Annotated in this window: 25 protein-coding genes, 2 pseudogenes and 1 riboswitch; of the genes and pseudogenes, 2 read left to right on the top strand and 25 right to left on the bottom strand. The window is 70.9% G+C overall.

What is annotated here, in order from left to right; genetic code table 11:
• The first annotated feature begins 4 nt into the window (after positions 1–4).
• Positions 5–904 (top strand): MerR family transcriptional regulator, encoded by a 900-nt coding sequence (locus ACFVXC_RS17955; protein ID WP_389906377.1) that lies wholly within the window; start codon positions 5–7, stop codon positions 902–904.
• Between the two features lie 71 nt (positions 905–975).
• Here ACFVXC_RS17955 and ACFVXC_RS17960 read toward each other — a convergent pair whose 3' ends face one another.
• The 16 genes and pseudogenes from ACFVXC_RS17960 to ACFVXC_RS18035 form a co-directional block, all read right to left on the bottom strand.
• Positions 976–1,191, bottom strand: a complete 216-nt coding sequence (locus ACFVXC_RS17960; RefSeq protein ID WP_389906378.1) for a hypothetical protein — start codon at positions 1,189–1,191, stop codon at positions 976–978.
• A complete protein-coding gene (locus ACFVXC_RS17965; protein WP_389906474.1) occupies positions 1,184–1,774 on the bottom strand; it encodes a serine hydrolase domain-containing protein in 591 nt (196 codons plus the stop codon). The genes ACFVXC_RS17960 and ACFVXC_RS17965 overlap by 8 nt, the downstream gene beginning before the upstream one ends.
• 63 nt (positions 1,775–1,837) lie before the next feature.
• Positions 1,838–2,340, bottom strand: a pseudogene (locus ACFVXC_RS17970) (IS5 family transposase); the annotation flags it as partial.
• A gap of 61 nt (positions 2,341–2,401) precedes the next feature.
• The gene (locus ACFVXC_RS17975; protein WP_389906379.1) at positions 2,402–2,812 is read right to left on the bottom strand and encodes a VOC family protein; all 411 of its coding nucleotides are present in this window, start codon (positions 2,810–2,812) and stop codon (positions 2,402–2,404) included.
• A gap of 159 nt (positions 2,813–2,971) precedes the next feature.
• Positions 2,972–3,193, bottom strand: coding sequence for a hypothetical protein (locus ACFVXC_RS17980; RefSeq protein WP_389906380.1), 222 nt, complete (start codon positions 3,191–3,193; stop codon positions 2,972–2,974).
• A gap of 149 nt (positions 3,194–3,342) precedes the next feature.
• On the bottom strand, positions 3,343–3,561 hold the full coding sequence (locus tag ACFVXC_RS17985; protein WP_389906381.1) for a hypothetical protein: 219 nt from the start codon (positions 3,559–3,561) through the stop codon (positions 3,343–3,345).
• Between the two features lie 15 nt (positions 3,562–3,576).
• Complete coding sequence (locus tag ACFVXC_RS17990; RefSeq protein ID WP_389906382.1) at positions 3,577–4,980, bottom strand: purine-cytosine permease family protein; 1,404 nt, start codon at positions 4,978–4,980, stop codon at positions 3,577–3,579.
• A complete protein-coding gene (gene tenA / locus ACFVXC_RS17995) occupies positions 4,977–5,666 on the bottom strand; it encodes a thiaminase II (RefSeq protein WP_389906383.1) in 690 nt (229 codons plus the stop codon). Before tenA ends, ACFVXC_RS17990 begins: the two co-directional genes overlap by 4 nt.
• A 5-nt stretch (positions 5,667–5,671) precedes the next feature.
• Complete coding sequence (thiD, locus tag ACFVXC_RS18000) at positions 5,672–6,505, bottom strand: bifunctional hydroxymethylpyrimidine kinase/phosphomethylpyrimidine kinase (RefSeq protein ID WP_389906384.1); 834 nt, start codon at positions 6,503–6,505, stop codon at positions 5,672–5,674.
• A complete protein-coding gene (gene thiE, locus ACFVXC_RS18005) occupies positions 6,502–7,140 on the bottom strand; it encodes a thiamine phosphate synthase (RefSeq protein ID WP_389906385.1) in 639 nt (212 codons plus the stop codon). The genes thiD and thiE overlap by 4 nt, the downstream gene beginning before the upstream one ends.
• A 232-nt stretch (positions 7,141–7,372) precedes the next feature.
• Positions 7,373–8,149 carry a hydroxyethylthiazole kinase gene (gene thiM / locus ACFVXC_RS18010; protein WP_389906386.1) on the bottom strand — a complete coding sequence of 259 codons (777 nt, stop codon included), beginning with the start codon at positions 8,147–8,149 and terminating at the stop codon, positions 7,373–7,375.
• 47 nt (positions 8,150–8,196) lie between these two features.
• Positions 8,197–8,322: riboswitch (TPP riboswitch) on the bottom strand.
• Between the two features lie 140 nt (positions 8,323–8,462).
• Entirely contained in the window at positions 8,463–9,209 is a 747-nt protein-coding gene (locus tag ACFVXC_RS18015; RefSeq protein ID WP_389906387.1) for a response regulator transcription factor, read from the bottom strand.
• Positions 9,210–9,238: 29 nt separating this feature from the next.
• Positions 9,239–11,887 carry an FtsX-like permease family protein gene (locus ACFVXC_RS18020; RefSeq protein WP_389906388.1) on the bottom strand — a complete coding sequence of 883 codons (2,649 nt, stop codon included), beginning with the start codon at positions 11,885–11,887 and terminating at the stop codon, positions 9,239–9,241.
• A complete protein-coding gene (locus ACFVXC_RS18025) occupies positions 11,884–12,597 on the bottom strand; it encodes an ABC transporter ATP-binding protein (protein ID WP_389906389.1) in 714 nt (237 codons plus the stop codon). Before ACFVXC_RS18025 ends, ACFVXC_RS18020 begins: the two co-directional genes overlap by 4 nt.
• On the bottom strand, positions 12,584–13,315 hold the full coding sequence (locus tag ACFVXC_RS18030; RefSeq protein WP_389906475.1) for an ABC transporter ATP-binding protein: 732 nt from the start codon (positions 13,313–13,315) through the stop codon (positions 12,584–12,586). Before ACFVXC_RS18030 ends, ACFVXC_RS18025 begins: the two co-directional genes overlap by 14 nt.
• A gap of 12 nt (positions 13,316–13,327) precedes the next feature.
• Entirely contained in the window at positions 13,328–13,975 is a 648-nt protein-coding gene (locus tag ACFVXC_RS18035) for a hypothetical protein (RefSeq protein WP_389906390.1), read from the bottom strand.
• A 205-nt stretch (positions 13,976–14,180) separates the two neighbouring features.
• Between ACFVXC_RS18035 and ACFVXC_RS18040 the strand changes: the two genes are divergently transcribed.
• Entirely contained in the window at positions 14,181–15,563 is a 1,383-nt protein-coding gene (locus tag ACFVXC_RS18040; protein WP_389906391.1) for a histidine kinase dimerization/phospho-acceptor domain-containing protein, read from the top strand.
• Here ACFVXC_RS18040 and ACFVXC_RS18045 read toward each other — a convergent pair.
• The 9 genes and pseudogenes from ACFVXC_RS18045 to ACFVXC_RS18085 form a co-directional block, all read right to left on the bottom strand.
• A pseudogene (locus ACFVXC_RS18045) lies at positions 15,524–15,747 on the bottom strand (sodium-dependent transporter); the annotation flags it as partial. The gene ACFVXC_RS18040 and the pseudogene ACFVXC_RS18045 sit on opposite strands and share 40 nt — an antisense overlap.
• Before the next feature lie 56 nt (positions 15,748–15,803).
• Positions 15,804–16,604, bottom strand: coding sequence for a polysaccharide lyase family 7 protein (locus tag ACFVXC_RS18050; RefSeq protein ID WP_389906392.1), 801 nt, complete (start codon positions 16,602–16,604; stop codon positions 15,804–15,806).
• Positions 16,605–16,675: 71 nt separating this feature from the next.
• Complete coding sequence (locus ACFVXC_RS18055; protein WP_389906393.1) at positions 16,676–17,845, bottom strand: mandelate racemase/muconate lactonizing enzyme family protein; 1,170 nt, start codon at positions 17,843–17,845, stop codon at positions 16,676–16,678.
• Positions 17,836–18,810 carry a D-2-hydroxyacid dehydrogenase gene (locus ACFVXC_RS18060; RefSeq protein WP_389906394.1) on the bottom strand — a complete coding sequence of 325 codons (975 nt, stop codon included), beginning with the start codon at positions 18,808–18,810 and terminating at the stop codon, positions 17,836–17,838. Before ACFVXC_RS18060 ends, ACFVXC_RS18055 begins: the two co-directional genes overlap by 10 nt.
• Positions 18,807–19,805 carry a hydroxyacid dehydrogenase gene (locus ACFVXC_RS18065; protein WP_389906395.1) on the bottom strand — a complete coding sequence of 333 codons (999 nt, stop codon included), beginning with the start codon at positions 19,803–19,805 and terminating at the stop codon, positions 18,807–18,809. The genes ACFVXC_RS18060 and ACFVXC_RS18065 overlap by 4 nt, the downstream gene beginning before the upstream one ends.
• Positions 19,802–21,025 (bottom strand): hypothetical protein, encoded by a 1,224-nt coding sequence (locus ACFVXC_RS18070; RefSeq protein ID WP_389906396.1) that lies wholly within the window; start codon positions 21,023–21,025, stop codon positions 19,802–19,804. The genes ACFVXC_RS18065 and ACFVXC_RS18070 overlap by 4 nt, the downstream gene beginning before the upstream one ends.
• Before the next feature lie 5 nt (positions 21,026–21,030).
• Complete coding sequence (locus tag ACFVXC_RS18075; RefSeq protein WP_389906397.1) at positions 21,031–21,873, bottom strand: carbohydrate ABC transporter permease; 843 nt, start codon at positions 21,871–21,873, stop codon at positions 21,031–21,033.
• Entirely contained in the window at positions 21,873–22,883 is a 1,011-nt protein-coding gene (locus tag ACFVXC_RS18080; RefSeq protein WP_389906398.1) for a carbohydrate ABC transporter permease, read from the bottom strand. Before ACFVXC_RS18080 ends, ACFVXC_RS18075 begins: the two co-directional genes overlap by 1 nt.
• On the bottom strand, positions 22,880–24,298 hold the full coding sequence (locus tag ACFVXC_RS18085; RefSeq protein WP_389906399.1) for an ABC transporter substrate-binding protein: 1,419 nt from the start codon (positions 24,296–24,298) through the stop codon (positions 22,880–22,882). The genes ACFVXC_RS18080 and ACFVXC_RS18085 overlap by 4 nt, the downstream gene beginning before the upstream one ends.
• Positions 24,299–24,314 lie beyond the last annotated feature (16 nt).

Genomic DNA, 24,314 nt, shown 5'->3' on the forward strand with positions numbered 1-24,314 from the left:
ACCCTTGCCACCAGACGGCACTCTGAGCATCGGCGAGCTCGCCGAGCAGGCGAAGACCACAGTCAAGACCGTCCGCTTCTACTCCGACCAGGGCCTGCTGCCCGAAGCCCTGCGCAGCACCGGCGGCCACCGCCGGTACGGTCCCGAGGCACCGGCCCGCCTGCGCATGATCCGCGCCATGCGCTCACTGGGCGTGCCCGTCCCCGAAATCGGGCGGTTCCTCGACCGCGGGGACTCCCTGGAAGCCGTTGTGGCACGCCAGTTGGACCGCCTCGGCGACGAACTCGCCGCTCTGCGCTGGCGAGAGGCCGCGATGCGGGCACTCCAGGAGGGCGCCCCGGAACAGCTCGCGGAACGGCTGGAGCTGATCGGGGCGATCGGCGCCCCGCCGAACACATCCGCCCTCGCGCACTACTGGCGCCGCCTGCTTCCGGCCGGTCTCTCCGCCCGCCTGCGCAACTCCGTCACCGAGCGGGCCGTTCCGCAGCCCCCAACCGACCCGACTCCGGACCAGGTCTTCGCCTTCGCCCGCCTCCACGCCCTGACCACGTCCGCCACCGACCACTGCCTCGCCTCCCACCGGCCCGCTACCGTCGCACACCCAGACCTGCTCTACGACGGTCTGCACGAGGCGTTCCAGCTGGCGGACGCCGCCCAGCAAACCGACCGGCCCTTCAGCCTGAGTGAGGCGCTGGACTGCTACGTCGCCGCCCACGCCCGCGCCTTCGACACCCGTGACAGCCCCGCATTCCGCCGCGCCCTGGCCATCCACCTCGCGGCGGCGGATCACCCGGCACTGTCCCGTTACTGGCAGCTGGCAGGAGAGCTGACACCCGGCCTGACCCTTGGTGGTGCGGACTTGTGGCTCCGCGAGGCGCTGACTGCGAGCTCGACAGCGGGCTGAGTCCTACGCCTGTTCGGGACTTGAGGTCTGACTGAGAGGGCTGATGCCTTGAGCAACCTGCCGGCCCCGACTTACGTGAGTGCCTCGACCACCCGTTGGGTCATCTGTCCCTGGCTGTTCCCACCGCTCACCGGGTTGAACGAGAGCACGAAGCGCCGCCGGCCGTCGAGCGTCGAGAACACCGCCGTGTTGTACCCGTACTGCTCACCGGTCTTGCCCCAGAGCGTGACGCCGTTGACCGTCGCCACCTGGAGCCCCAGCCCATAGCGGGCGGGAGAGCTATCCACTCCCCATCCGCACCGAAGGATCGAGCAGCGTCGTCATCCGCCGTACCAGGCGTCGGGGTAGCAGTTCTCCCGCGAACAGCGCCGCGAGGAGGCACTCCAGGTCCTCGCCGGTGGATATCAGCTCGCCCTCCCCCCACGCATACGACTGGTCGTACTCCGTGAAGTCCTTGAGCCGTCCGTCGCTCATCTCCAGATAGCCGTGCACGTGCGGGCCCTCGATGGACGGGTCCTGGCCGGGCGCGGACGTCCCGGCAAGGCCGAGCGGCCGCGAGAGGCGCCGATGGATCTCCTTGCCGTACGCGCGTCCGGTCACCCTCTCGACGACCATCGCGAGCAGCACGTGATTGGCGCCCCGATACCGCTGCTTCCCGCCTGGGGTGAACTGCATCCCGGGGTTCCGCGTCACCGTGGCCATCAGGCGCTCCGGGGTCCACCGGTCGCGGCGGTGCGCGTCGATCGACTCCGGAGTCTCCAGCTCGGGGACGTCGGGGCCGCTCTCGTCCGGGAGGCCGCTGGTGTGCGACAGGAGGTGGGCGATGCTGATGGGGCGGTAGGTGTCGGGGAGCAGGCCCGGCGGGTGCATCTGCACGGGGGCGTGCAGATGCACCCGGGTCTTGTCGAGCAGGGGCAGGGGCAGGGGCAGGGGCAGGGGCAGGGGTTGGGTGGCATCGTTGCGATTGCCGCCGGTCAGGGTCACCGCGAGGGGGACGCCCCGGCCGTCGACGATGAGGTGGTGTTTGCTGCCCGGCCGTGCGCGGTCGACGGGGCTGGGCCCGCTTTTGGGCCCCGTCGAGCGGCCCGCACGTGGGAGGAGTCGCTCACCGTCCGGTCCCAGTCCAGCTCGTTCCTCGAGCGCATCTTCTCCAGCAGGATGACGTGGAGTTGGCCCAGACGCCGGCCTCGTTCCAGGCCGCCAGACGCCGCTAGACACCGCCACCAGGTCATTCCCGAGCCGAAGCCCAGCTCCTGGGGCAGGTATTGCCATTGGATGCCGGTGTGCAGCACGAACAAGATGCCGCACAGGGCCTGCCGGTCCGGCACCCGAGGTCTGCCCTGCACCAGCTTCGGTCCAGGTTCGGGCAGCAACGGCTTGATGAGCGGCCACAGTCCATCCGACACGATCCACGGCCGCGACTGACGTTCCGCCACAACCAGACCAGCGAGCAGACATACCAACAGTCACATGACCAACCGCGTTTGTTAGAACCAGTTAGTCCTTCTGGGGCCAGATCGGGCCCTGGTCGGTCCAGATGACGCCTTTGTTGCGGCACAGGCAGAAGGGGTGGCCGATCGGGTCGGTGTAGACCTGCCAGCCGTAGCCGTTGGCGCCGATGAAGTCCTGCCTTAGCGTCGCGCCGAGGTCGAGGACGCGACGCTGCTCGGACTCGATCTCGTCCACTTCGAAGTCGAGGTGGAACTGCTTGGGGTGCTCGCTGTCGGGCCACTGCGGAGCGCGGTAGTCGTCCACCCGGATGAATGCCAGCTCGATCTCGCCGAATTGGATGCCAGCCCAGTCCTCGGAGCTGCCTTCCTTGATCGGACGGCCCGTCACCTCGGAGTAGAAAGCCGCCAGCTTCATCGTGTCCGGGCAGTCGATAATGAAATCGGTGAGTCGCAACATCCCGCGATCTTGTCACAAGCTGCTGCCCTGCCGCCCTGCTGCCCTGTGCCGCCAGAGCAGGCGGCGAGGGTTGTTCTCCGCGGAGCTGGGGCACTGTGTGCCGGGCCCTCTGATCGATGAGCAGCGGCGAGATGCGGACCTCTGCCGTGAGGCCGATGGCTATACGAAGGTGGCGGAGTCGGGGAGCTCGGCGGTGATCGGATCCTCAGCGCCGTTGTCGAGAAGATTCTGCCTCTCGTTGGAGCGGGGCAGCATGGTCGTCTCGTACGAGCGGATGGTGTCCGCGGCGGTGTTGCTGTTCACCACGGCGAGGGCGAGCTCGCTGGCGTGGAGCCTGGCGCGGTTGATGCCGACGCCGACGCCGAGCGGGGCATGAGGCATGTCGCCGTCGCCGAGCAGGGTGACGGTTGGGGCTGTGATCTCAGGTGTGGCGGACCGGCAGGGCGTTGAGGGGGCGGTCGGCGTAAAGACCGATGTTGGCGGTGGTCAGGCGGTGGTCAGGCGGTGGTCAGGCGGTGTAGGGCGGGAAACTACTCGCGGTGCCCCTCCAGGGGGAGTGCACGGATGCCGTCGGTGTGCTGGACGGTGAGGCCGGCATCGGCGTTCCATCCGCGGGGCGTGCTGGATGGTGGGGAGCCGCAGCCGCAGCCGCAGCCGCGGCCGCCGTACGCCGCCTGCCCCGGTTGCTGGATGGCATCGGGTGGGGCGGCCGTGCCTGCGGTGGCGTGCCCCGAGTCGTCGCCGGCCACGCAGCACCCGTGGTGCTACGTGTCACCAGCGAGGTGCCGCCCGGACGAAGCTGCGACGTACCGGCGCCTGTGGCCCACGGCGAGGGTGGCGAGGGCGGCTACCGCGAAGGAGAGCAGGGAAGCGCTCATCCACGGCTGGACGGTGAAGCCCACGGCGCCCTGTAGCCAGGCCCAGAAGTCGGACCAGCCGGCGATGTTCGTCGGTGCGATCAGTTGGTAGGTGGCGAAGCCGAGTGCCCAGGGCAGCAGCATGACCCAGCGGGTGGGGGCCTGTTCGGAGATGTCCCAGGTGCGGTGGCCGCCGAGTACGAAGAAGTCCACGACGAGGACGGCGAACATCGGGATGAAGACCGCGCCGATCAGGTAGAGGAAGCTCGCGAAGCTGTCCATGTTCACCAGGAGTGCCAGGGCGGTGGCCAGGGTGCCGCTGATCAGACACAGGATGCGGCGGTCGGCCCGGGGCAGCAGGTTCTGGGCGGATACGGCGGTGGAGTAGACGTTGGCGAAGGACTGGTCGACCTCGCGCAGGACCAGGACGCCGAAGCAGATCACGCCGACGCTGGTGGCGGTGAAAGGGTCGAAGACCTTGTACGGGTCGGTGCTGTCGAACGCGATCATGGCGAGGGCGGCCACGCCGAGGACCGAGCCCGCGACGCCCGCGAGGGTCTGGCCCACGACCAGGCCGCCGAACGCCGCCTTCTCGCTGCGGGAGTGCCGCGAGTAGTCGGCGACCAACGGCAGCCAGGAGATCGACACGGCGATCACGCTGTCGGTGGCGAACCAGAAGTCCTTCCAGGAGCCGCCCTCCATCGGGATGCCGCGGTCGGCCAGGTCCCAGCCCAGGTAGCAGATGGCGAGGACGACGGCGATGGTGACGTAGCGGCGGATGATGCGCAGGGCGCCGAGCGGACGGAGTGTGAGCGCTGTCGTCACCGCGCCCGCGACGAGCACGTACAGCCAGCCGGGCCCCGGGTCGCCGAAGGTCTGGCGGGCCAGGATCTTCAGGCCGGTGGAGATGACCACCAGCTCGAAGACGGCCCAGCCGACCATCTGCAGCACGTTGAGGATGGTGGGAAGGTAGGACGCCTTCGCGCCGAACAGGCCGCGCAGCAGGACCATCGAGGGCGCGCCGGTGCGGGCCCCGGTGATGGCGGCGAGGCCCAGGGCGACGGTGCCGATCAGGGTGCCGACGACGGACGCGGTGACGGCCGCTGCGAACGACAGGGTCGGACTGCCGGTGCCAAGGGGGTCCAGGACGACCAGCATGCCGCTGAAGCCGAGCAGGCTGACGCCCAGGTTGGCCCAGAAAGTGCCTTGGTCCATGCCGCTCAGGACCTTGGGCGTGGGCTGGTCGAGGGTGAGCGGCGCCTCGTTCGCCGGGGCCGGTCCCGGGGTGGCGGGTTCGGTGGTGGTCGTCACTTCGCCGGCTCCGAGACCTGGGCGGGAACGGTGTCGAAGGGCCAGGACTCCACGCGCCATGCGGCGTCCCAGAACATCCACTCCCAGGTGGACGCGGTGGTGAAGACCGTACGCATCCGTGCGCGGGTGGCCGGGTCGGCCTGGTCCGCAAGCCGGTTGACGATCTGTCGGGCGTGTTCGGTGGCGGCTTCGAACTCCTCGTCGGCGTACGTGCCGATCCAGTCGCCGTAGGGGTGGGCGGCGAGGTCGCCGGCCTGCTCGAGGAGCGCCCGGCCCACCTCGGCGTAGATCCAGAAGCAGGGCAGGACCGCTGCGGCCAGCTCCGGGTAGCCCTGGGTGTGAGCCACGGAGAGCAGATAGGAGGTGTATCCGGTGCCGGTGGGGGAGGGCGTCCAGGCGTCGACGTCGACGACGTTGCTCTCGTGCAGGGAGCTCTCGACGACAACGGCGTCGTGGGCGGACTTCGCGAAGAACGCGATGTCCTGCGGCCGGTCCGCCTTCGCGGCGGCGCCGGCCAGCGCGCGGGCGTAGCCGCGCAGGTAGTGGGCGTCCTGGGCCAGGTAGTAGACGAACTTCTCCCGGTCCAGGGTGCCGTCGCCGAGGCCGGTGACGAACGGCAGCTTGTCGATGGCCGCACGTATCTCGGCCGTGGCCGTCCACAGCTCGTCGCAGAATGTCGTGGTCATGGGGCTCAGCTCCAGTACTCGTGGAAGTGGTGGACGGGTCCGTGGCCGCGGCCGATATGCAGGGTGTCGGCCGCGCGCAGGGCCCCGGTCAGGTACTCCTTCGCGGCGCGGACAGCGGTGTGCCAGTCGTCGTGCTGCGGGCGGAGGGCGGCGATCGCGGCGGAGAGGGTGCAGCCGGTGCCATGGGTGTTGCGCGTGTTCACGCGAGGCGCGGACAGCTCGGTGACGCCCGCGGCACAGGCGTCTGTGGCGTGAGTAGCGTCGACGAGGATGTCCACGGATTCTGCGTCGTGTGTGTGGTGGCCGCCCTTGAGGAGGACGCGCCTGGCGCCGGTTTCGAGGAGTGCGCGGGCCTGCTCGATGGCTTCTGCGCGGTTCTCTGCGGCGGCGGTGCCGAGGAGGTCACCGGCCTCGGGGAGGTTGGGGGTGATGAGGTCGGCGAGAGGCAGGAGACGGTCGCGCAACACCGTCACCGCATCGGCCTCGAGAAGGCGGTGGCCGCTGGTCGAGACCATGACGGGGTCGAGGACGACGCACCGGGGGCGGTGCCGCTCCAGGGCGTCCGCGACGGCTGCGGCGATGGCGGCATCGGCCAGCATTCCGATCTTGACGGCGTCCACCGGGACGTCGGCGAACAGAGTGTCGAGCTGCTCGGTGACGAACGCCGGGGGGACGGCATGGATGCCGGTGACGCCCTGGGTGTTCTGTGCGGTCAGAGCGGTCAGAACCGCTGTTCCGTAGGCGCCGTTGGCGGAGAACGCCTTCAAGTCGGCCTGGATCCCGGCGCCGCCGGAGGGGTCGCTGGCGGCGATGCTGAGGGCGATGGGCGGGCTGGTCACGCGGGGATCTCCTGTCGCAGAGTGCGAACGAGGGAACGGGCCGCGGTCTCGGGGTCGGGCTGTCCGCAGACCGCGCTGACGACAGCGATCCCGGCCGCGCCACTTCCCATGACCGCGGCGGCCTCGGTCACGCCGATCCCGCCGATGGCCACGCAGGGCAGCGGGCTCTCCCGGACGATCCGGGCCAGGCCGCGCACACCGAGCGGGGCGTCCGCGTCTGGCTTGGTGGACTGCGGGAACACCGGACCGACACCGAGGTGGTCGACGGTGTCCGGCACGTGCGCCAGCTGCTCGGGGCGGCTGACGGACAGGCCGACGTACGCATGGGGACCGAGCTGGCGCCGGGCGGTCGCGGGGGAGACGTCCCGCTGCCCGAGGTGGACGCCGTCCGCGTCCAACCAGACCGCCACGTCCAGGCGGTCGTTGACGATCAAGGGGACGCCGGTGTCCGCGAGTTCGGCCTGGATCGCCCGGCCGAGCGAGAACAGCGTGCGGGCGTCCGCGTCCGGATCTCGCAACTGGACGGCGGTGACGCCGCCCTTGACGGCCGCTGCAACGGTGGCGGCGACACCGCGGTGGCCGCAGAGCCTGGTGTCGGTCACGAGATACAGGGACAGATCGAGAGGAGGTCGCATGGGTTGCTCCTTGGGGGTCTCCCGGCCGGGGAAAGCCGTGGGAAACGCATCGGGAGGTACGGGCAAAGTCAGGCCCTGAAGTGCGGGGACCTTGAGTTGGTCACAGGGGCGAGAGCGGGGGACAGGACAGCCGGACTCGGTGTTGGGGGCGCCGCCCCAGGGCGGGCGGGGGCCTGTGCAGCGGGTGGCGTCCGGGCCACCGCTCACGCAGGACCCCGCGGTACGCGCATGCTCAGCGCAGGTTGAGAGCCTCGGCGAGACGCTCAGGGCTGAGCTCGTACAGCGCGTCGATCAGGGCGACCGCGAACGTGCCGGGCCCCGCGGAGCAGGTGGCGGCGTCCTCCGCGGCCACGGTGAGCAGGCCGGTCGCGGCAGTGGCGGCAAGCAGCGCGTCGCCGGTGACGGCTGTGCAGGCGGCCACCAGGGCGCCGAGTGAGCAGCCCGTTCCCGTCACCAGAGCCAGCAGCGGGTGCCCGTTGGCCAGGCGCACCACTCTCGTCCCGTCCGTGAGAACGTCCTGCGGACCGCTCACCGCGACCGCGCAGCCGTAGCGCCGGGCCAGCGCGTCGGCCGCGGCCAGCGCCGCCTCGGGGGCGTCAGTGCTGTCCACGCCGTGCCCGCCCGTGCCGCCGTCCAGTGCCAGGATCTCGGAAGCATTACCGCGAACGACCGCTGGGGGTGCGCTCTCAAGGAGTTCGCGGGCGAGCTCGGTGCGCCAGGGCAGCGGGCCGACCGCCACCGGGTCGAGCACCCACGGCCGCCCGGCCCCGGCCGCTTCTGTGACCGCGACGCGCATCGCCGCCGCCGTCACGGAGGTCACCGTTCCCAGGTTGACCAGGACACCCCCGGCCGCCCGGGCCAGCGTTCCGGCCTCCTCCGCGCTGTGCACCATCGCGGGGGCAGCCCCCGCCGCGAGCAGCACGTTCGCGGTGAACTGCGACACCACGACGTTGGTCAGGCAGTGCACAAGGGGTGCGGAGGTCCGCAGGGACGCGATCACATCCGCCACGGCATCACGGGAAACAGCAGTGCCGTGCTGGGCAGGTACGGAGGCAGTATCCATCGTCAACACCCTTCCTACGCCGGCATTACCCGGTCCAGGTTCATGCGGTCGGCGGAAAGGGGAGCAAGTCCCGTCCGCCCTCTCAGCCCGGCTACTCCCGAGCTCCCGCGGTGGTCGCTACGCAATGTACCTCCTTCAGGAACGGGAGTTCGCACTCGGGTACCTCACGAAACGACACGGATCTGTCGGGGCGGCCTGACCATCGCCCGGATGGCTCTCTGGGCGACTCCGGGCGATGGCCAGACCGCCGCTGCTGGACTCAGGCGGGAGGCGCGGCGTGGGGCTCAAGGCGGTAGCCGTGTCCGCGCAGGGTGGAGATTCGCGGTAGCGCCGCGGGGAGCGGGGACGCACCGGCCGCGTCGGAGAGGCGGCGGCGCAAGGCGGCCATCGTGACGTCGAGGGTCTTGGTGGAGCCGAACCAGTTCTCGTCCCAGACCTCGGCCATCAGCACCTCGCGGGACACTGCCTCTCCCATGTGCCGGGCGAGCATGGCGAGCAGCTCGAACTCCTTGGGCCTGAGCGGGACTTCTCGGTCGTGGAGGATGCACCGGCGCGCGGTGACGTCGACGATCAGGTCGCCGAGCGAGATCGGCTCCTGTGCCGGGGAGGCGATCGTACGGCGGCGCAGGTGGGCGCGGAGCCGGGCCAGCAGAACCGTCAGGCTGAAGGGTTTGACGAGGTAGTCGTCGGCTCCGGCATCGAGTCCGGCGATGACGTCGATGTCGTCCGTACGGGCGGTGAGGATGATGATCAGCAGGTCGGGGCAGCGGGCTCGCAGAGTGCGGGCGATGTCGAGGCCGTCCATGTCGGGCAGGCCGAGGTCCAGGAGCAGCACGTCGTACAGGGTCTGCGCGGACTCGGTGAAGGCGGCAGCGCCGGTCCGGCTCCACGTCGGGGTGTATCCGTTGCTGCGCAGCCCCGTTTCGAGATGGCGGCCGATGGTGTCGTCGTCCTCGACGACGAGGACGCTATAGCGGCTGCGGTCCGGTGTGGCGGGCGTTCGCATGCTGGGCAGCGTAGAGCCGGGCGGGGCGTTCACAGATCCCGGAGTTCCTCGACGGCGGGTCGAGCGGCGCGTCGCACTCCGTTCAGCGCGGCGGCCAGTACGGCCGCGGTCGCGGCGAACACGGTGAGAGCCAGATAGGCGCCCGGGACGGCGAGGGCGGCGGGCGGCGGGTCGAATACGCCCGTCAGAACCTTGACGAGCATCTCGGAGAGGGCCCAGCCGATGAGCGTGCCACCGGCCAGGCCGCCCGCGGTCAGCAGGATCGCCTCGGTCAGGACCATCCCGCGCAACTGCCGTCGTGTCGCGCCGAGCACGGTGGCGATGGCGAACGTGCGGCGGCGTTCGGCGAGGCCGAGCGCGAGGACAAGGCCACCGGCTCCGGCGGCCAGGAGCACCGCGAAGGCCAGCTCGATACGGGTGAGGCCCGCCAGGTCGATGGAGGTCAGGCTGGTGCCGACGGTGCCGCGGGTCTGCGTGAGGTCGGTGACAGTGGCACTGGTGCCGAGCTGCGCCCGCAGGCGCGCGGCGATCTGCTTCTGGTGGGCGCCGCCGGTGTCCACCAGGAACGAGCCGACCGCGTCACTGCCGGTGGCCCGGGCCACGTAGGAGGAGTTGGCGACGAAGAAGCTGTCCTTCGGCGCGGTCGGGAACTCCTTGGCGACGCCCACGTAGTGGAAGGGCACCGTGCGCAGCGCCTTCGTGCGAGCGTCCTGGATGCGCAGGTTGACCCTGTCACCGGGAGAGAGCTGGAAGTCGGTGACGGTCTCCGCGCTGACCAGCAGTGCGTCGGGCTGCTTCGCGAGCTTGCGCATGAGGGTGCCCGCGCTGCCTCCGGAGAAGTAGGCGTCCTGAAGGGAGGTGGCCGAGGCGACCGTGTCAGGGCGTACGCCGTAGAGGTCCTGGAGGTCGGAGCCGACGTAGGCGAACCGGTGCTGGAGCGGCTCGACATGACGTACGCCGGAGACCTTGAGGGAGGCGGCCGCGCTGGGTGGCGTCTGTGCTCCGGGCGGTTCGGTGACGGTGACGTCGGCGCCGTTGGTGAGCCGCGCGTCGACTTCGGCCTGCTGCTTGTACGTCGCGTTGAAGGTGGCCGTGGAGATCGCGAAGGACACCGCGAGCGCCAGCAGTACCACCGAGCGGGCCAGCGGCCGCCTGCGCCGGGAGAGAACCGCGGCCGTCGTCCCTGCCAGGTTCTTGGCGAGCGGGCGCGAGAGCCGGGCCAGCACGGCTCGGCCGTGGGTGAGCGCGAGGAGGGTGAGCCGCCACAGCAGCAGCGCGGCGCCTGCCCACAGCAGGGCCGGGCCCAGGAAGGCCCAGTACGACACGGAGATGCTGGGCACGCCCTCCGGGGCGAGGACGAGCGCGTACTGGTTGCCGGACGAGGCGCGGAAGACGAGCCAGGAGCCGATCAGCAGGGCGAAGTCCACGCCGTAGCGCATCCACCACACCGAGCCCGTACGGGCCTCGGCCCTGCGTGTGTCGGCGACCGTCACGCCGCGCAGGTCGCGCAGCGCGGGGACGAGCACGGCGCCCGCGGCCACGGCGGCACCGAGCACGAAGGCAAGGGCGTACCAGAGGAGCCAGGAGCCCGCGCTCGTCCCGAACGAGGCCGATCCGAAGGCGAGTCGGCCCGTCAGCGCGGCGATGCCGAGTCCGGCGACGCCGCCGCCGGCCCCCACCAGCGCGGCTTCCAGGCCGGACAGCGCCGCGATGCGGCCGGGCCGCAGTCCGCGCAGCCGCAGCAACGCCTGCTCCTGACGGCGCCGTTCACCACCGGCTGCGGCGACCGCTGCGGTCAGTGCGGCGGCCAGTAGTGCGCCGGGAACACCGAGGAAGAGGAAGAGGATCTGTGCGTAGAGGGCGTCCTGGCGGGCGGAGTCGAGGGCGGCGCCCAGGTTGTTCCCGACGATCGCCGCGCCCGAGGCGCGGGCCTCCAGGTTGTGGGCGGCGCGGGTCACGGTGTTGAAGGCGGAGGCCGGGTCGGAGGGCAGCTTGGCGTCGCGTACGGCATGTATTTGCGTGGTGACGCCTGCGGCGGGCGCATGGGCGGTCAGCGAGGCGAAGTCGGCGGAGGGGAGCAGGATGACGTTGTCGGGCGGCGCGGTGGGCTGTGACTGGGCTGGGGCGCCGGCCTTCTGGAACAGCGAGTCCGCCTGCGGGAGGTCGACGACGCCGGCCACGCGGACCTGGCGTACAGCCGTTCCGGGGAGCCGGATGTCGACGGTGTCGCCGGGGGCGACATGCAGGTTGGAGGCGGCCTGCTGGGCCAGCAGTACGCCGCTGGTACCACCGGTGAGAGGGCGGATCTCGCCGGGGAACAGCTTTTGGTAGCCGTCGGGGAGGCCGAGCACCATGCCGGGGCCGGTGGTCTGCGTGCTGCCCTGGACCTGGGCCGTGAACGCGGAGCTGCGGGCGAAGCCGACCGGGACGGCGTCGTGGATGCCGGGGGCCTTGCGCACCAGGGGCAGCACCGCCTGCGGGTCGGCGCCGGGCTGCACCTCGACCTGCCAGTCCACGGCGACGGAGTGCACGGCGCGCTGCGTCATGGTCGCCTTGGACGCGGTGAGGAACGAACCGAGTGCGGCGACGAGGGCGACGGCCAGGGCGATGCCGGCCAGGGCGGCAAGGAGCCGTCCGGTGCGGTAGCGGGCGAGGCCGCGGGCCCATGCGGTGTTCATGACGTCTCCTGTGGTTCGGCCACGGTGAGCAGCCGGCCGTCGCGCATGGCCAGTCGGGTGGTGAGCAGCGCGGCGACGGCCGGGTCGTGGGTGGTGACGACGAGGGCCGCACCTGTCCGGTCGGCCGCGGTCAGCAGGGCGTCCAGGACGTGCCCGCCGGTGGCGTGGTCGAGCCGGCCGGTCGGTTCGTCGGCGAGGATCAGCCGGGGGGCCTGGGCCAGGACGCGGGCGGCGGCGACCCGCTGTGCCTGCCCGCCTGAGATCTCCTCAGGCAGCCGCTGGGCCAGGTCGGCGGCGTCCACCAAGGCGAGGGCCTCGGCGGCCGACCGCTGTGCCTCGGCGGCCGGCACTCCGGCCAGGACCAGCGGCAGCGCGGTGTTCTCGACCACGTCGAGGGCGGGGATCAGGCTGTCGCCCTGGAAGACGATCCCGATGCCGCCCGGGCCGTCCAGGGCGGGCCAGGTGACGCTGCCGCTGGTGGGCTGTTCGAGTCCGGCCAGCAGATGCAGCAGGGACGACTTGCCCGACCCGGAAGGGCCGACGATGGCGAGCCGGTCCGCGGGCCGGACCCGCAGGTTCGCCCCGTGCACCGCCACCACGGCGGTCGCGCCCCGGCCGAAGGTCAGGGCAGCGTCCCGGCAGTCGACGAGCGACTCGTCCGCAGACGTCATGGGCTCGTCGACCGGCATCGCGTGATCACGGGGTGCCATCGTGGGCCTCCTGCTGTTGCGTGCCGGTGTGGAACGTGGACGTCTCGTGGGCCCTGCCGTCGTCCAGAGCGATCACACGGTCGGCGATCCGGACGGCTTCGGCGCTGTGCGTGACGATCAGCACCGCACAGCCCCGGGCGGCACGGTCGCGCAACATTCGCAGGATCAGGTGCTCCGTCCCGCCGTCGAGTTCGCCGGTCGGTTCGTCCGCCAGCAGGACAGCCGGGGAGTTGGCCAGCGCGACGGCCAGCCCGGCGCGCGCCAGCTCGCCGCCGGACAACTGCCGGGGCAGCGCGTGCGTCCGCCCCGCGAGTCCCACCTCGGCCAGCAGACTTCCTACGGAAGCGGAGGGCCGGCCGCGCACGGCGCTGTGCGCCAGGCGGACGTTGTCGCGCACGCTGAGGTGAGCGATGAGGTTGCGGGCTTGCAGGAGGACGCCGATGTGGCGGGCGCGCAGCCGGGCCCGTTCAGTCTCCGGCCGGTGGCTGATGCGTACGCCGTCGACGCGCACCTCACCGCCCGAGGGCTCGTCGAGCCCGGCCAGACAGGACAGCAGGGTGGACTTGCCCGCCCCGGACGGCCCGATCACGGCGACCGTCTCCCCGTGCCGCACCCGCAGGGACACCCCGCGCAGCGCGAGCGTCTCCTCCTCGCCGGCTCGGAAGAAGCGGTACAGCTCTCGGGCGGTGAGGGCCTCGTCGGACGGCAGGACCGGCATGGTGTTCACCCCTTACTTCCAGGTGAAGGAGTCACTGACGATGCGCCAGGGATCCACGTTGTCGGCGTTCACCTGGCCGGACAGGACGAGGTCCACCTCGTGGCCCTGCCGGTAGAAGGCGTACCGCGCGATCGCGTCGCGCACGACCTTGCCGGTGACCGGATTCGCGGCGGAGTCGCCCTGGTAGGTCAGCAGCACGGCGCTACCCGCCTTCCGGGTTACCGTGGACACCTTCGGACCGGCGAACTTCGCTACCTGTCCGCGCAGTTGAGGCACTATCTGGTGGGTGACCGAGCCGACGGTGGGCGCGCTCGAGGTGGCGGTGGCGGATATCTGGACGCGGTTGAGTTTGTCGGTGAAGACGGTGGCGCTTCCCTGGCTGGTTCGGGCCCAGCCCTCGGGCACCTTCACCGTGAATCCCGTGAACGCGCCGCCGGTAGGCCGGTAGGTGACGAACGCCTGGTTGTCGGGGATGTCACCGGGCGGATTGGTCTCGGTGGGCGCCGGACCGCTGCCCGAGCCATGAGGGGAAGCGGTGGTGGAAGCAGCACCGGAACGTGAGCTGGAGCCCGTGCTGGAGGTGGCCCCGGAACACCCGGCGGTCACCGCCGCGGCAAGCACGAGCCCGGCAACGCCGAAAACGTGTACGCGTGCCATCATTACTGCCCTCCTGGAAAACGCCTGGAAGCGCGTGGAAAGCGCGCGGGAGACGATCTGCCGACCGGGGGGCTGTGCGCCAACCGGACGGCCATGGCACCGACGCTAGGCGGGGGCCGGTTAGGGCTTCGCACGGCGAGGGTTAGACGACGGCAAAAGCGTGCGGCGGGTCCCCTGCGGATAGGTCGGCGGAGCGCATCATGGGGGCATGAGACAGCGTGTGGTGCGGGTGGCCCTCACCGCCGCCTTGGTCGCCCTGGTCCTCCTCGCCGTTCCCCTGGCCCTCGCCATCAGGTCCTCCCTGTACGCGGACCAGCGGGACGCCCTGGAGAGGGCGGCCCTGGCCGGCGCCGTTCGCGTGAGTCCGGACTACGCGAACGGAGACCCGGTGGAGCTGCCGCCGCCTCCGGACGGCGGGCGCTTGGGCCTGTATGACCCGCGGTTGCGGTTGCGCGCGGGCAACGGCCCCCGGACCGGTGACGACACCGCCCGCCGGGCCCTGGCTGGCACGGTGACCCGGGCGACAGCGGGCGGTGAACTCGTCGCCGCCGTCCCCGTCTCGCTCGATGAGCGGGTCATCGGCGTCGTCCGCGTCTCCTCCACCGTCCAGGACGTGCGCGGCCGCGTCCTGGTCGGCTGGGCGATCCTGCTCGGTGTGGCCCTGCTGGCGCTGGCCGTGGCCGTCCTTGTGGCCCGCCGGCAGGCGCGGGCACTCGCCGCGCCCCTGGAGGGCCTCTCACGGCATTGCCGGGCCGTCACCGGCGGCGACCTGACCGCGCGGGCCGCCCACAGCACCATCGCCGAGATCGACCAGGTCGCCCGCACTCACAATGAGATGCTGGACAGCCTGGCCGAACTCCTGCGCCATGAAAGGGACTTCACCGCCAATGCCTCCCACCAGCTGCGCACCCCGCTGACCGGCCTCCAGCTCACCCTGGAGGCCGGACTCGCGCAGGACGACACCCGTCCCGTCCTGGCAGAGGCCCTGGACGCCACCCGCAGGCTGCACCACACCGTGGAGGAGGTCCTTCGGCTGTCCGGCTCCGCCGGGCTTCCCCAGCCGGCCGCGCCGGACCGGCCGGTCGCGGGGCTGCTGCGGGAGACCGAGGAGCGGTGGCACGGCCTGTTCGCGCGTGACGGCAGACGCCTGGAGTGCGATACGGGCGAGGCGCCGGACGGCGTACGCGTCCCGGGCGGAGTCGTCACCGAGATCCTCGGCGTGCTGCTCGACAACGCCCGCGTCCACGGACACGGCACGGTGCGCGTCACGGTCCGCGACCTCCACGACGCCCTCGCCCTCGACGTCGCCGACGAGGGGACGTCCGACGGCGACTCCGCGCGCCTGTTCGAGCGCGGACACACCGAAGGCGGGGCGGGCACGGGCATCGGCCTCGCGCTCGCCCGCGACCTCGCTGTCTCCCTCGGAGGGCGGCTCTCCCTGGCCTGCCGCGCGCCGACCGTGTTCACGCTGCTGCTCCCGGTAGGGGCCGCAGCAGGACCCGGGGCGGACGCCCGAAGCGAGTCGGACGGTCGCCGGGGCGATGCAGATCCTCAGGACGAGGTGGGGAAGGGCGCTCCGGGCGGGTGCTGAGGGCGAGTCATCCGTACGACCCTGTTCGCGGCCGTCTTGTGTAACACCCCGTACGCGAGGACCGGCGGCATCAGGTGCGGCCTGTCGGGCAGGGTCGTGGTGATCAGGACCGCGCCCGCGCTGCTGTTGTTCATTCCGCGGCGAGGGTGAGAGAGGAGGCGGCCGTGGCGTCCAGACGCAGGACTGCTCGACCTGAGCGGGAGGGTGCGCCCCCGGGCGGACACCCGGGGGCCCGCTGTCTCAGGAGTGCGTCACGGTGACGTCGTACAGGGAGACCTCACCGTAGTTCGAGGTGTTGCAGGGCGCGGAGTTGTCGCAGTTCGCCTGCGTGTAGGCGCCGGCCTTGAAGTATCCGCTGCTGAAGTCGGCCGCGATGGTGGCCTGGAGCGTGCCCTTGTAGTAGACGTCCACCTTCCCGTCGTGGACGACGAACTTCCCCTGGAAGCGGTCGCCCAGCTGGTAATTGGACGTCACCAGCTTGTAGTGCGGCGTGTTGTACGAGGTGACGTACAGGCTGCTGCCTTCGAGGCGGAACGACGTGACGTCGCTCGTCGCGTCGTGTATCTGGCCCGCCATGACGTGCGGCTTGCCCGCGGGCAGATGTGTGACGGCCTCGTCGACCACCATGGTGTGGGTGCCGTCCGTGGACGACCAGCCGGCGTTCCCCGACCCGTTCGCGGTCATCTCGCGCAGCTCGGACCGCGGGTAGCCGGTGTTGCTGGTGGTGGCGCCGTTGACCGCGGCCCTGAACTTGATCGCGTCGCAGCCCGAAGTCGTCGTGAACCAGGGGGCCTTGTCGTACGTCGCCAGGGCGGGCTGCTTGACCTCCAGCGGGGACCCGGAGCTGTTCGGCAGGGGCAGCTGGAGCTTCCAGGCCTTGCTCAGCCCGATGGCCGACGCCGGGGCCGGGCAGGCGGCGGCGCCCGTCGGGGCGGCCGACGCGTGCTGCGCCGAGATGAGGAGGCCCGCGGCGAGTACCGATGCGGCGAGCCAGGGGAGAGCGCTGCGGTGTGACCTGCGAGCAGGTGCCTGACTGTTCATGTGCGACTCCTTATGTCAGGGCCATGACAGACCCTTGGGGGTGTGCGCCCGCACCCTTCAGCGGGCACGGCTCAACAGGTGAGTTCTCGTACGATCCCTTCGTCGATGCCGATACCGAGGCCGGGCCCCGTCGGGACCTCGGCCACTCCCTCACGCACCCGGATCGCGGGCCCGGTCGCGTAGGGACTGCTGAGGAACTGCCGTCCGTTGAGGTCGGCGGGTGCGATGAGGTCGTGGGCCGCGAACAGGTGCAGGGACGCGGCGAGGCCGATGTCGGACTCCGTGAGACCGGAGCCCATGAGCGCGATCCCGCAGTCCTCGGCCAGTTGGCACTGGCGCAGCGCCAGGGTGAGGCCCGCGCAGCGCTGCACCTTCGCCACAGCGATGCCGATGGCCCCGAGGCGCACGAAAGAGGCGAGGTCGGTGGGGTGCCGCAGGCTCTCGTCCACGGCGATCGGCACCGGGCTGAGGTCCCGCAGCCGCCGCAGTCCGTCGATGTCGTTGGCGGGCAGCGGTTGTTCGAGCGCCGCGATGTCGAGCGGTGCGAGGTGCTGGGCGAGGCGCAGCGCGGATTCCTGGGTGCCGGCCTGGTTGGCGTCGACGATCAGCGTCGCGTCGGGCACGGCTTCGCGGACCGCCGCCACGCGGGCGACGTCCGCCGTGACGTCCTGCCCGGGTTCGAGCCCCGCCTTCAGCTTGAAGTGGCGGTATCCGGCCGCGCGGCCCTCGGCCAGGGAATCGGCGACGGCGGCCGGGGCGACTCCCGTGACGATCCAGCAGAGTTCGACCGTGTCGTGCCGCCGTCTGCCCCACAGCTCACCCAGGCTCACGCCGCGCGAGCGGGCCAGCGCATCGTGCCACGCGACGTCAAGGGCGGCGCGGGCCAGCGGCATCCCCGTGGACCAGCCGCGCCGAATGGCCCGGTCGCACGCCCGGACGAGACCGTCGAGGTCCCACAGCGGCAGCCCGGTGGTGGCAGGCGCGAGGTAGTGGGTCAGGGTCGAGACGATGGACTCGGTGGTCTCGTACGTCCAGGAGGGGATGGGTGTCGCCTCCCCCCATCCCGTGGCTCCGTCCGACGCGGTGACCTTGACGAGGACGCGGATCGCGGGCCGCCCCGGGGTGGTGACGCCACCGCCCGCGACGGTGAACTCCCGCAGCGTCGGCAGCGCGACCTTGAAGATCTCGATGCGTTCGACGGTCGTGGCGGGCCGGGCGTCGGCAGGTGGGCTCAGAACCATTGCGACTTGTCCACTACGTTGATCAACGGCCGCCCGTCGGCGAACCTCCGGGCGTTCTGCGCGAGCACCTCGAACCTGCGTTCCGCGGCGTGCGGCCCGGCTCCCGCAACATGCGGGGTGATCAGCGCCGCCGGGTGGCGCCACAGCGGATGCTCCGGCGGCAGCGGCTCCCGCTCCAGTACGTCGAGGGCGGCACCTCGCAGACGGCCCGAATCCAGTGCCGCGACCAGGTCGTCGAGGCGGACCGTGGGGCCGCGGCCGACGTTGACCAGGCAGGCCCCCTGCTTCATGGCCGCCAGGCGGTCGGCGTCCATCAGGCCTTCTGTACTCGGGGTGTGCGGCACCGTCAGGATCACGACGTCCGCCCGGCCGAGCGCCCGGTCGAGGTGAGAGGGCGGCAGCACTCCGGCAAAGCCGGGTGCCTCGGTGACACGGGGGTCGACGCCCTCCACATGTGTGCCGAACGCGGCGAGCAGCCGCCCCACCTCCGCGCCGACCGCGCCCGTGCCGACGACGAGCGCACGCGCCTCCGCCAGCGGCACGACCGCGCCGTCCGACCAGTCCGGGGCCCAGTTTCCGGCGGCCTGCTCCCGTACGTAGCGGGGCAGTTGCCGGGCGAGGGCCAGCACCAGCGCCAGCGTGTGGGCGGCGACATGGTCGGTGTAGGTGTCCCGCATGTTCGTGACCTGGGCCGGGTGTCGTACCAGGTCCGCGTGGTAGAAGCCGGGCGGAGGGCCCGCCTGAGCGGCCTGCAGCCAACGCAACCGGCGGGCGGCGCCCAGGAGTTCAGGGGTGAGCGTGCCGTACGCGGCGTCGGCGCGGGCCAGCGCGGCGTGCACCGCGGCGGGGTCCTCGGGGCACAGCACCGTGATCCCCGGAACGGACTTGCCGAGCCGGTCGGGCCAGGCGCGGGTCTCCGGCGACAGCGGTGGCACCATGACGAGGGTGAAGGCGGTTGCCGTCATGCCGCGTGCTCCATTGCCGTGGCGGCCATCTCGTGGCGCAGGGGGCGACCGGCGACGTACCGTTCGAGGTCGTCGGCCATGGCCCGGCCGAGGAGCCGCCGCTCCGGGCCGAGGCTGCCGGCGAGATGCGGGGTGACCACGACGTTGTCCAGGTCGAACAGCGGCGAGCCGGGGTCGGCGGGCTCGGGGTCGGTGACGTCGAGCACGGCGAACAGGTCAGGGCGCTCCCTGAGGACGGTCGCCAGCGCGGGTTCGTCGACGAGACCGCCGCGTGCGGTGTTGACGAGGGTGGCGTCGGGACGCATGGAACGCAGCCGTCGTTCGTCGACCATGCCGTGGGTCTCCTCCAGCAGGGGCGCGTGCAGGCTCACGACGTCGCTCTCAGCGAACAGCCGCTCCAGGGAAGCCGGTTCGGCACCAAGGGCGCGGATGCCGGAGTCGGGTATGTACGGGTCGTGGGCGAGCAGGCACACGCCGTGCCGGGTCAGGAGCCGGGCGGTGGCACGCCCGGTGGCGCCCAGGGAGACGAGCCCGACGGTGGCGCCCGCGGTGCCGGGCTCGGTGCGGCGCTCGGCCGCCGCCCGGGTGCGGCGCGCGGTGAGGACATAGCGCCAGCCGTGCTTGAGCGCGTAAAGGATCTGGGCGAGCGCGAAGTCCGCGACCCGGTCGGCGATCACGGTCCCGGCGGCGGTGACCCTCACTCCGCGTGCCCAGGACTCCTCGGTCACCAGGGGGCGGACCGACCCGGCGGCGTAGAGGACGAGCCCGAGCCGGGGCGCCTTGTCGAGGAGTGCGGCGTCGAGCCGGGGCGCTCCCCATCCGGTGACCAGTACGTCGACGTCGGCCAGCAGCCCGGCGGTCAGGTCGGGCGCGGCGCAAGGGGGCGCCTCGATGGCCAAGTGGCGTTCGATCAGGGCACGTTCGGCCGACCCGTAGACGTCGTCGAAACGTTCCGGGTCCATCACGTACAGTCCGGTGCGTCGCTTGGTCGTCATGCTGCTCCCTCGGTTGTCCGTGCCGCTCGTGCTGTTTCCCGCGCGTACGCGTCGGCCCGGCGCAGCGCCTGCAGCCGAGCGGGTGAGGCCATGCCTGCGTGGTAGTAGCGGATCTGCTGTGCGCCCGCGTCCAGGAGCCGTGCCACCCGACCGGCGACGCGGGCGGGGTGCTCCTCCAGTACGGAGACGTTTGCGATGACGGTCCGGTCGGTGGCCCGGACGGCCGCCTCGATACGGGCCACCGACCGGTGTTCGCCGTCCCAGCACTTGAGGACGAGGGCGTCGGCCCGGCCCTTGAACCGGCCGAGGTTGATGCCGGCGTCCGGTCCGGTGGCCCCCGGGTCGCCATCGGCCATCAGCAGCAGTTCCCGGCCCGGCGCCACCGCGGCCACGTCCTTCGTCAACTGCTCGATCACGGCCTTGCGGTGGCGCAGGAGCGCGGTGGCCGCCTGCTCGCCGAGGGCCTCGTGCAGGGTGTGCGGCGCGCGTGCGCCCACTTGCAGTTCCGCGTCGACGGTGCGGCGTACGGCGTGCGCGAGGTCGGCGGGGTCCGCTCCGGCGGCCGCGATGCCCTCGCGGCACGCGGTGCACAGGCACACCGACAGCAGATCGCGGGCCGCCCTGGTCAGATCGGCGCCTGCCGTCTTCTCGTGGTGGCTGCCGTGCTCGAAGCCCAGCCAGCCGCAGGCCTCCAGCATCAGCGCGGGGACCTCGGCCGTGTCGTAGCGTTCACAGAAGGCGCCGACCAACTGTGCTGCGTACGCCGCCACTTCGGGCTGGGCCGGGCACAGCGCGTACCCGTAGCGCTCGTCGAACGCGTTGCGCACCGTCAGTCCGGGGGCCTGCTCCCCGAGCACGGTGCCGTGCGTGAGCACCAGCCAGGCCTCGACCCGCAGCCCTTGGCCGCGCAGGGCCGTGGCCGCGGTGCCGAACCGGTCGGGGACGTCGACGGCCCAGCCCGGTACGGGCGGCCGCAGCCGTGTGCCGCGCCACCCGCCCGGGTCGAGCGGGAAGTAGACGGCGGAATGCGTGGCGTGCACGGTGCGGTGGACGGGGTGGTACGGGGTCATGGCGCGCGCCGAGTGGTACGCGGCCTGCAGGACGACGGAGCCCACGCCGAGTGCGGCGATGCGTTCGGCCGCGGCGGGGTCGCCCACGAGATCCCAGGTGTAGGCGAAAGCACCGCTGAGGTCGGCGGCGCCCGGCCGCGTGGCTGTCACAGGGGTCACTCCTTGGTCGCGCCGGCGAGGCCGCGCACGAAGTAGCTCTGGAAGAAGATGAAGACCAACAGCATGGGAATGACGGACAAGGTCATTCCGGCGGCGAAGCCCGTCCAGTCCACGGAGTGTTCGCCCTTGAAGGACAGCATTCCGACGGCCAGGTTCTGCAGGTCAGGCTGGCCGAGGGTGAAGACCAGGGGGATGTTGAACTCGTTCCAGTTGCTGATGAACTGGAAGATGACGACCACCGCGATGACGGGCTTGGCCAGCGGCAGGACCAGCCGGAACGTCCGCAGGAATCCCGCGCCGTCGAGCTTCGCCGCGTCGAAAAGGTCCTTCGGGACGCCCGAGAAGAAGCCGATGAAGAGCAGGACGTAGAGCGCGCCCGCGGCGCCGGACATGGCGAGGATGACGCCCGCGCGCGTGTTCAGCAGGCCGAGCCGGTCCACCAGCACGAACTGGGGAATCACGATGGAGGCCACCGGAACGAACAACGTGGCAATGATCAGCCGGTGCAGGAGCTTGCGCCCGGGGAATTCGTAGCGGGCCAGGATGTAGCCGCACAGAGCCGACTTGAAGAGCTCGATCAGGGTGGACACGACCGCGTACAGGGCCGTGTTGAAGAAGTACTTCGAGAACCCGGCGTCTGTCCAGGCCCGCTGGAAGTTGTCGAGGTTCAATTGGTCGGGGATGAGGCTCGCGCCGCCGGTGAACAGGCCGGACTGGGTCTTGAACGCGCCGGCGGCGATCCAGAGGAAGGGATAGATCCAGATCAGGCCCACCACGATCAGCAGGGGCAGCGCGATGAGATTGGCGCGCGTGGGCCGGGAGAGTGATCGACGGGGCATCAGACTCCGTACTCCTTTCGCGTCTTCTGCGCTCGGCGCACGAAGTAGCCCTGGCTCATCACGAGGAGGAAGGCCATGACGGAGAACAGCAGGGCCGCTGCCGACGCGTAGCCGTAGGCGAAGGGCATGGATCCGAAGGCCTGCTTGTAGATGAAGTACGAGACCACGTAGGTGTTGGTCCCCGGGCCGCCGCCGGTGAGCGTGACGACGAGGCCGAACACGTGCATCGCGTTGACCAGCGCCAGCATCACGATGACCACGGCGACGGGCCGGATCATCGGGAGCGTGATCCGCGTGAGCTTCTGCCACTCGCTGGCACCGTCGAGGGCCGCGGCTTCGTACAGCTCCTCCGGCACGTTCTGCAGTGCCGCCATCCAGTAGATCATGTACTGCCCGAAGACCTGCCAGACGGAGATGAGGACCAGGGCGAGGAGTGCGCTCCACCGGTTGGCGAAGACGTCGGTCGTGCCGTCGGTCAGACCGGCCTTGTGCAGCGCGGAGTTGAGGGCCCCGTTCGACGGGTTGAGGAGATAGGTGAAGACCAGCCCAGCCATCGCCACGGGGATGATCAGTGGTGCGAAGAAGACGGTCCGCAGTGCCTTCTTCGCCCGCAGCCACTTCCTCGTCATGACCAGCGCGGCGAGGAGGGACAGCGGCAGCTTGATCACTGTCGTGCCGACGGCGAACAGCAGCGTGTTGACGACGGCCTGCCAGAAGAGAGGGTCGCTCAGAATGCGCTGGTAGTTGCCGCCGCCGACGTAGTCGTCGAGGGGGCCGGTGCCCGACCAGTCGAAGAACGAGTAGTAGATCGTGGCGGCCAGCGGCCAGAGGGTGAACCCCAGGTACAGGAGGAGGAAGGGCGCGAGGAAGGCGGCCACCCACAGCCGCTCGCGCCCTTTGGCGCGTTCACGGTCGCCGTCCGGTGGTGCTGGGGGCCGGGGGCGGCGCGCTGTCTTGCCGGGGCGGGATGCGGTGGTGTCGCGCGGCAACCGCGTCTGCAGGGCGTTCACTTGGCCGCCTTGTAGTCGGTTGTGTAGGACCAGTCCGGGAACGTGAAGCAGTCGAGGGAAACCTTCAGACCTTGCGCGGCTTCTTTCTTGAGCTGGCCCTCCAGCCTCTTCTGGCGTTGTGCGACGATCCGCTCGGCCTCCGGCTTCAGCGACTTGTCGCCGCTGAGCGCGCCGGCCATCGCCTCGTACTCCCAGGTGGGCCGCTCTCCGATGGCCTTGACGTAGGCCGTGGACTTCACCAGGTCGGGGCACTTGGTGACGGGGAGCGGCAGCTTGACCCGGTAGCCGGGCTGGTCGGCGATCCGCATGATCCGGCGCATGGCCGGGTCCTTGATGTACTTCGCGTTGTCCGCGAAGGCCAGGGTCCCGAAGCCCGCCTTCAGGTACTCCTTGGCGAAGTAGCCGTCGGGCTCGGTCATCCAGTTGAGGAAGGTCCAGGCTGCCTTCGACTGCTTCGTCTGGGCGCTCACCCAGTACTTGTTGCCGTCGGGCTGGCTCCACAGGGCGCCCTTGGTCCCCGCGTCGGGGGTGGGGTGGGCGGCCACCGTGTACTGAGAGGAGTCCAGGCCGAGGGTCTTGAAGACCGCCGGGGTCCAGGTGCCGTCCATCATGATTGCGGCCTGGCCGGTGGCGAACTGCTGCCGGGAGAAGTTCTTGTCGTTGTTGCCGGGGGCCAGGTAGCCGTCCTTCTTGAGCTCCTGGATGAACGCGAAGACCTTCTGCGCCTGCGGTTCGGCCAGTGAGAACGTGCCCTTCTTGTAGTCGAAGAACCAGTCGTTGACGGTGTACTCGCCGGCGGCGAGGGCGTAGAAGATGCGCTGGAAGTCGACGTCCTTGGTCGGCGACGCGATGCAGTACGTCTTCGTCTTCTCCTTGATAGTCGCGCAGGCGCTCTTCAGCTCGGACCAGGTCGTGGGTGGATTCGCGGTGTCGAGCCCGGCCTGACCGAAGACCTTCTTGTTGAGGAACATGTAGCCGGGGCCCCAGTACGTGCTCTCGGACAGCGGGAAGCCGTACGTCTTTCCGTCGAGCTGGTTGACGCCGTCGACGAACGAGCCCTCCGGCCAGCGCTTGGTGAAGTTCGCGGGCAGCGCCGCTCTGCCGTTGAGCGGCTGTATCCACTTCTGTTCGAGCAGCTGCGACATCGCCAGCGGGCCGTTGTCGCTCCAGTAGAAGACGTCCGGGCCCTGGCGGCTCTGGAAGGCCAGCGGGAGCGTCCGCCTGTACTCGTCCTGCGCGATCGACTGCCACTGCACGGTGATGTCGGGGTGCTGCCGATGGAACTCCTCCGCGGCCTTCTTGTGGAAGTCCGTCTGCTCAGCCGAGTAGTCCCAGACCTTGAGCACGGTGCCGGAGGACCCACCAGACCCCCCTCCGCACGCAGCCAGCAGCGGAACCACAAGGACGGAAGCCATCGCCAGCCTCCCGATC

This window comes from Streptomyces sp. NPDC058257, from assembly GCF_042881845.1.
GTDB lineage: Bacteria > Actinomycetota > Actinomycetes > Streptomycetales > Streptomycetaceae > Streptomyces.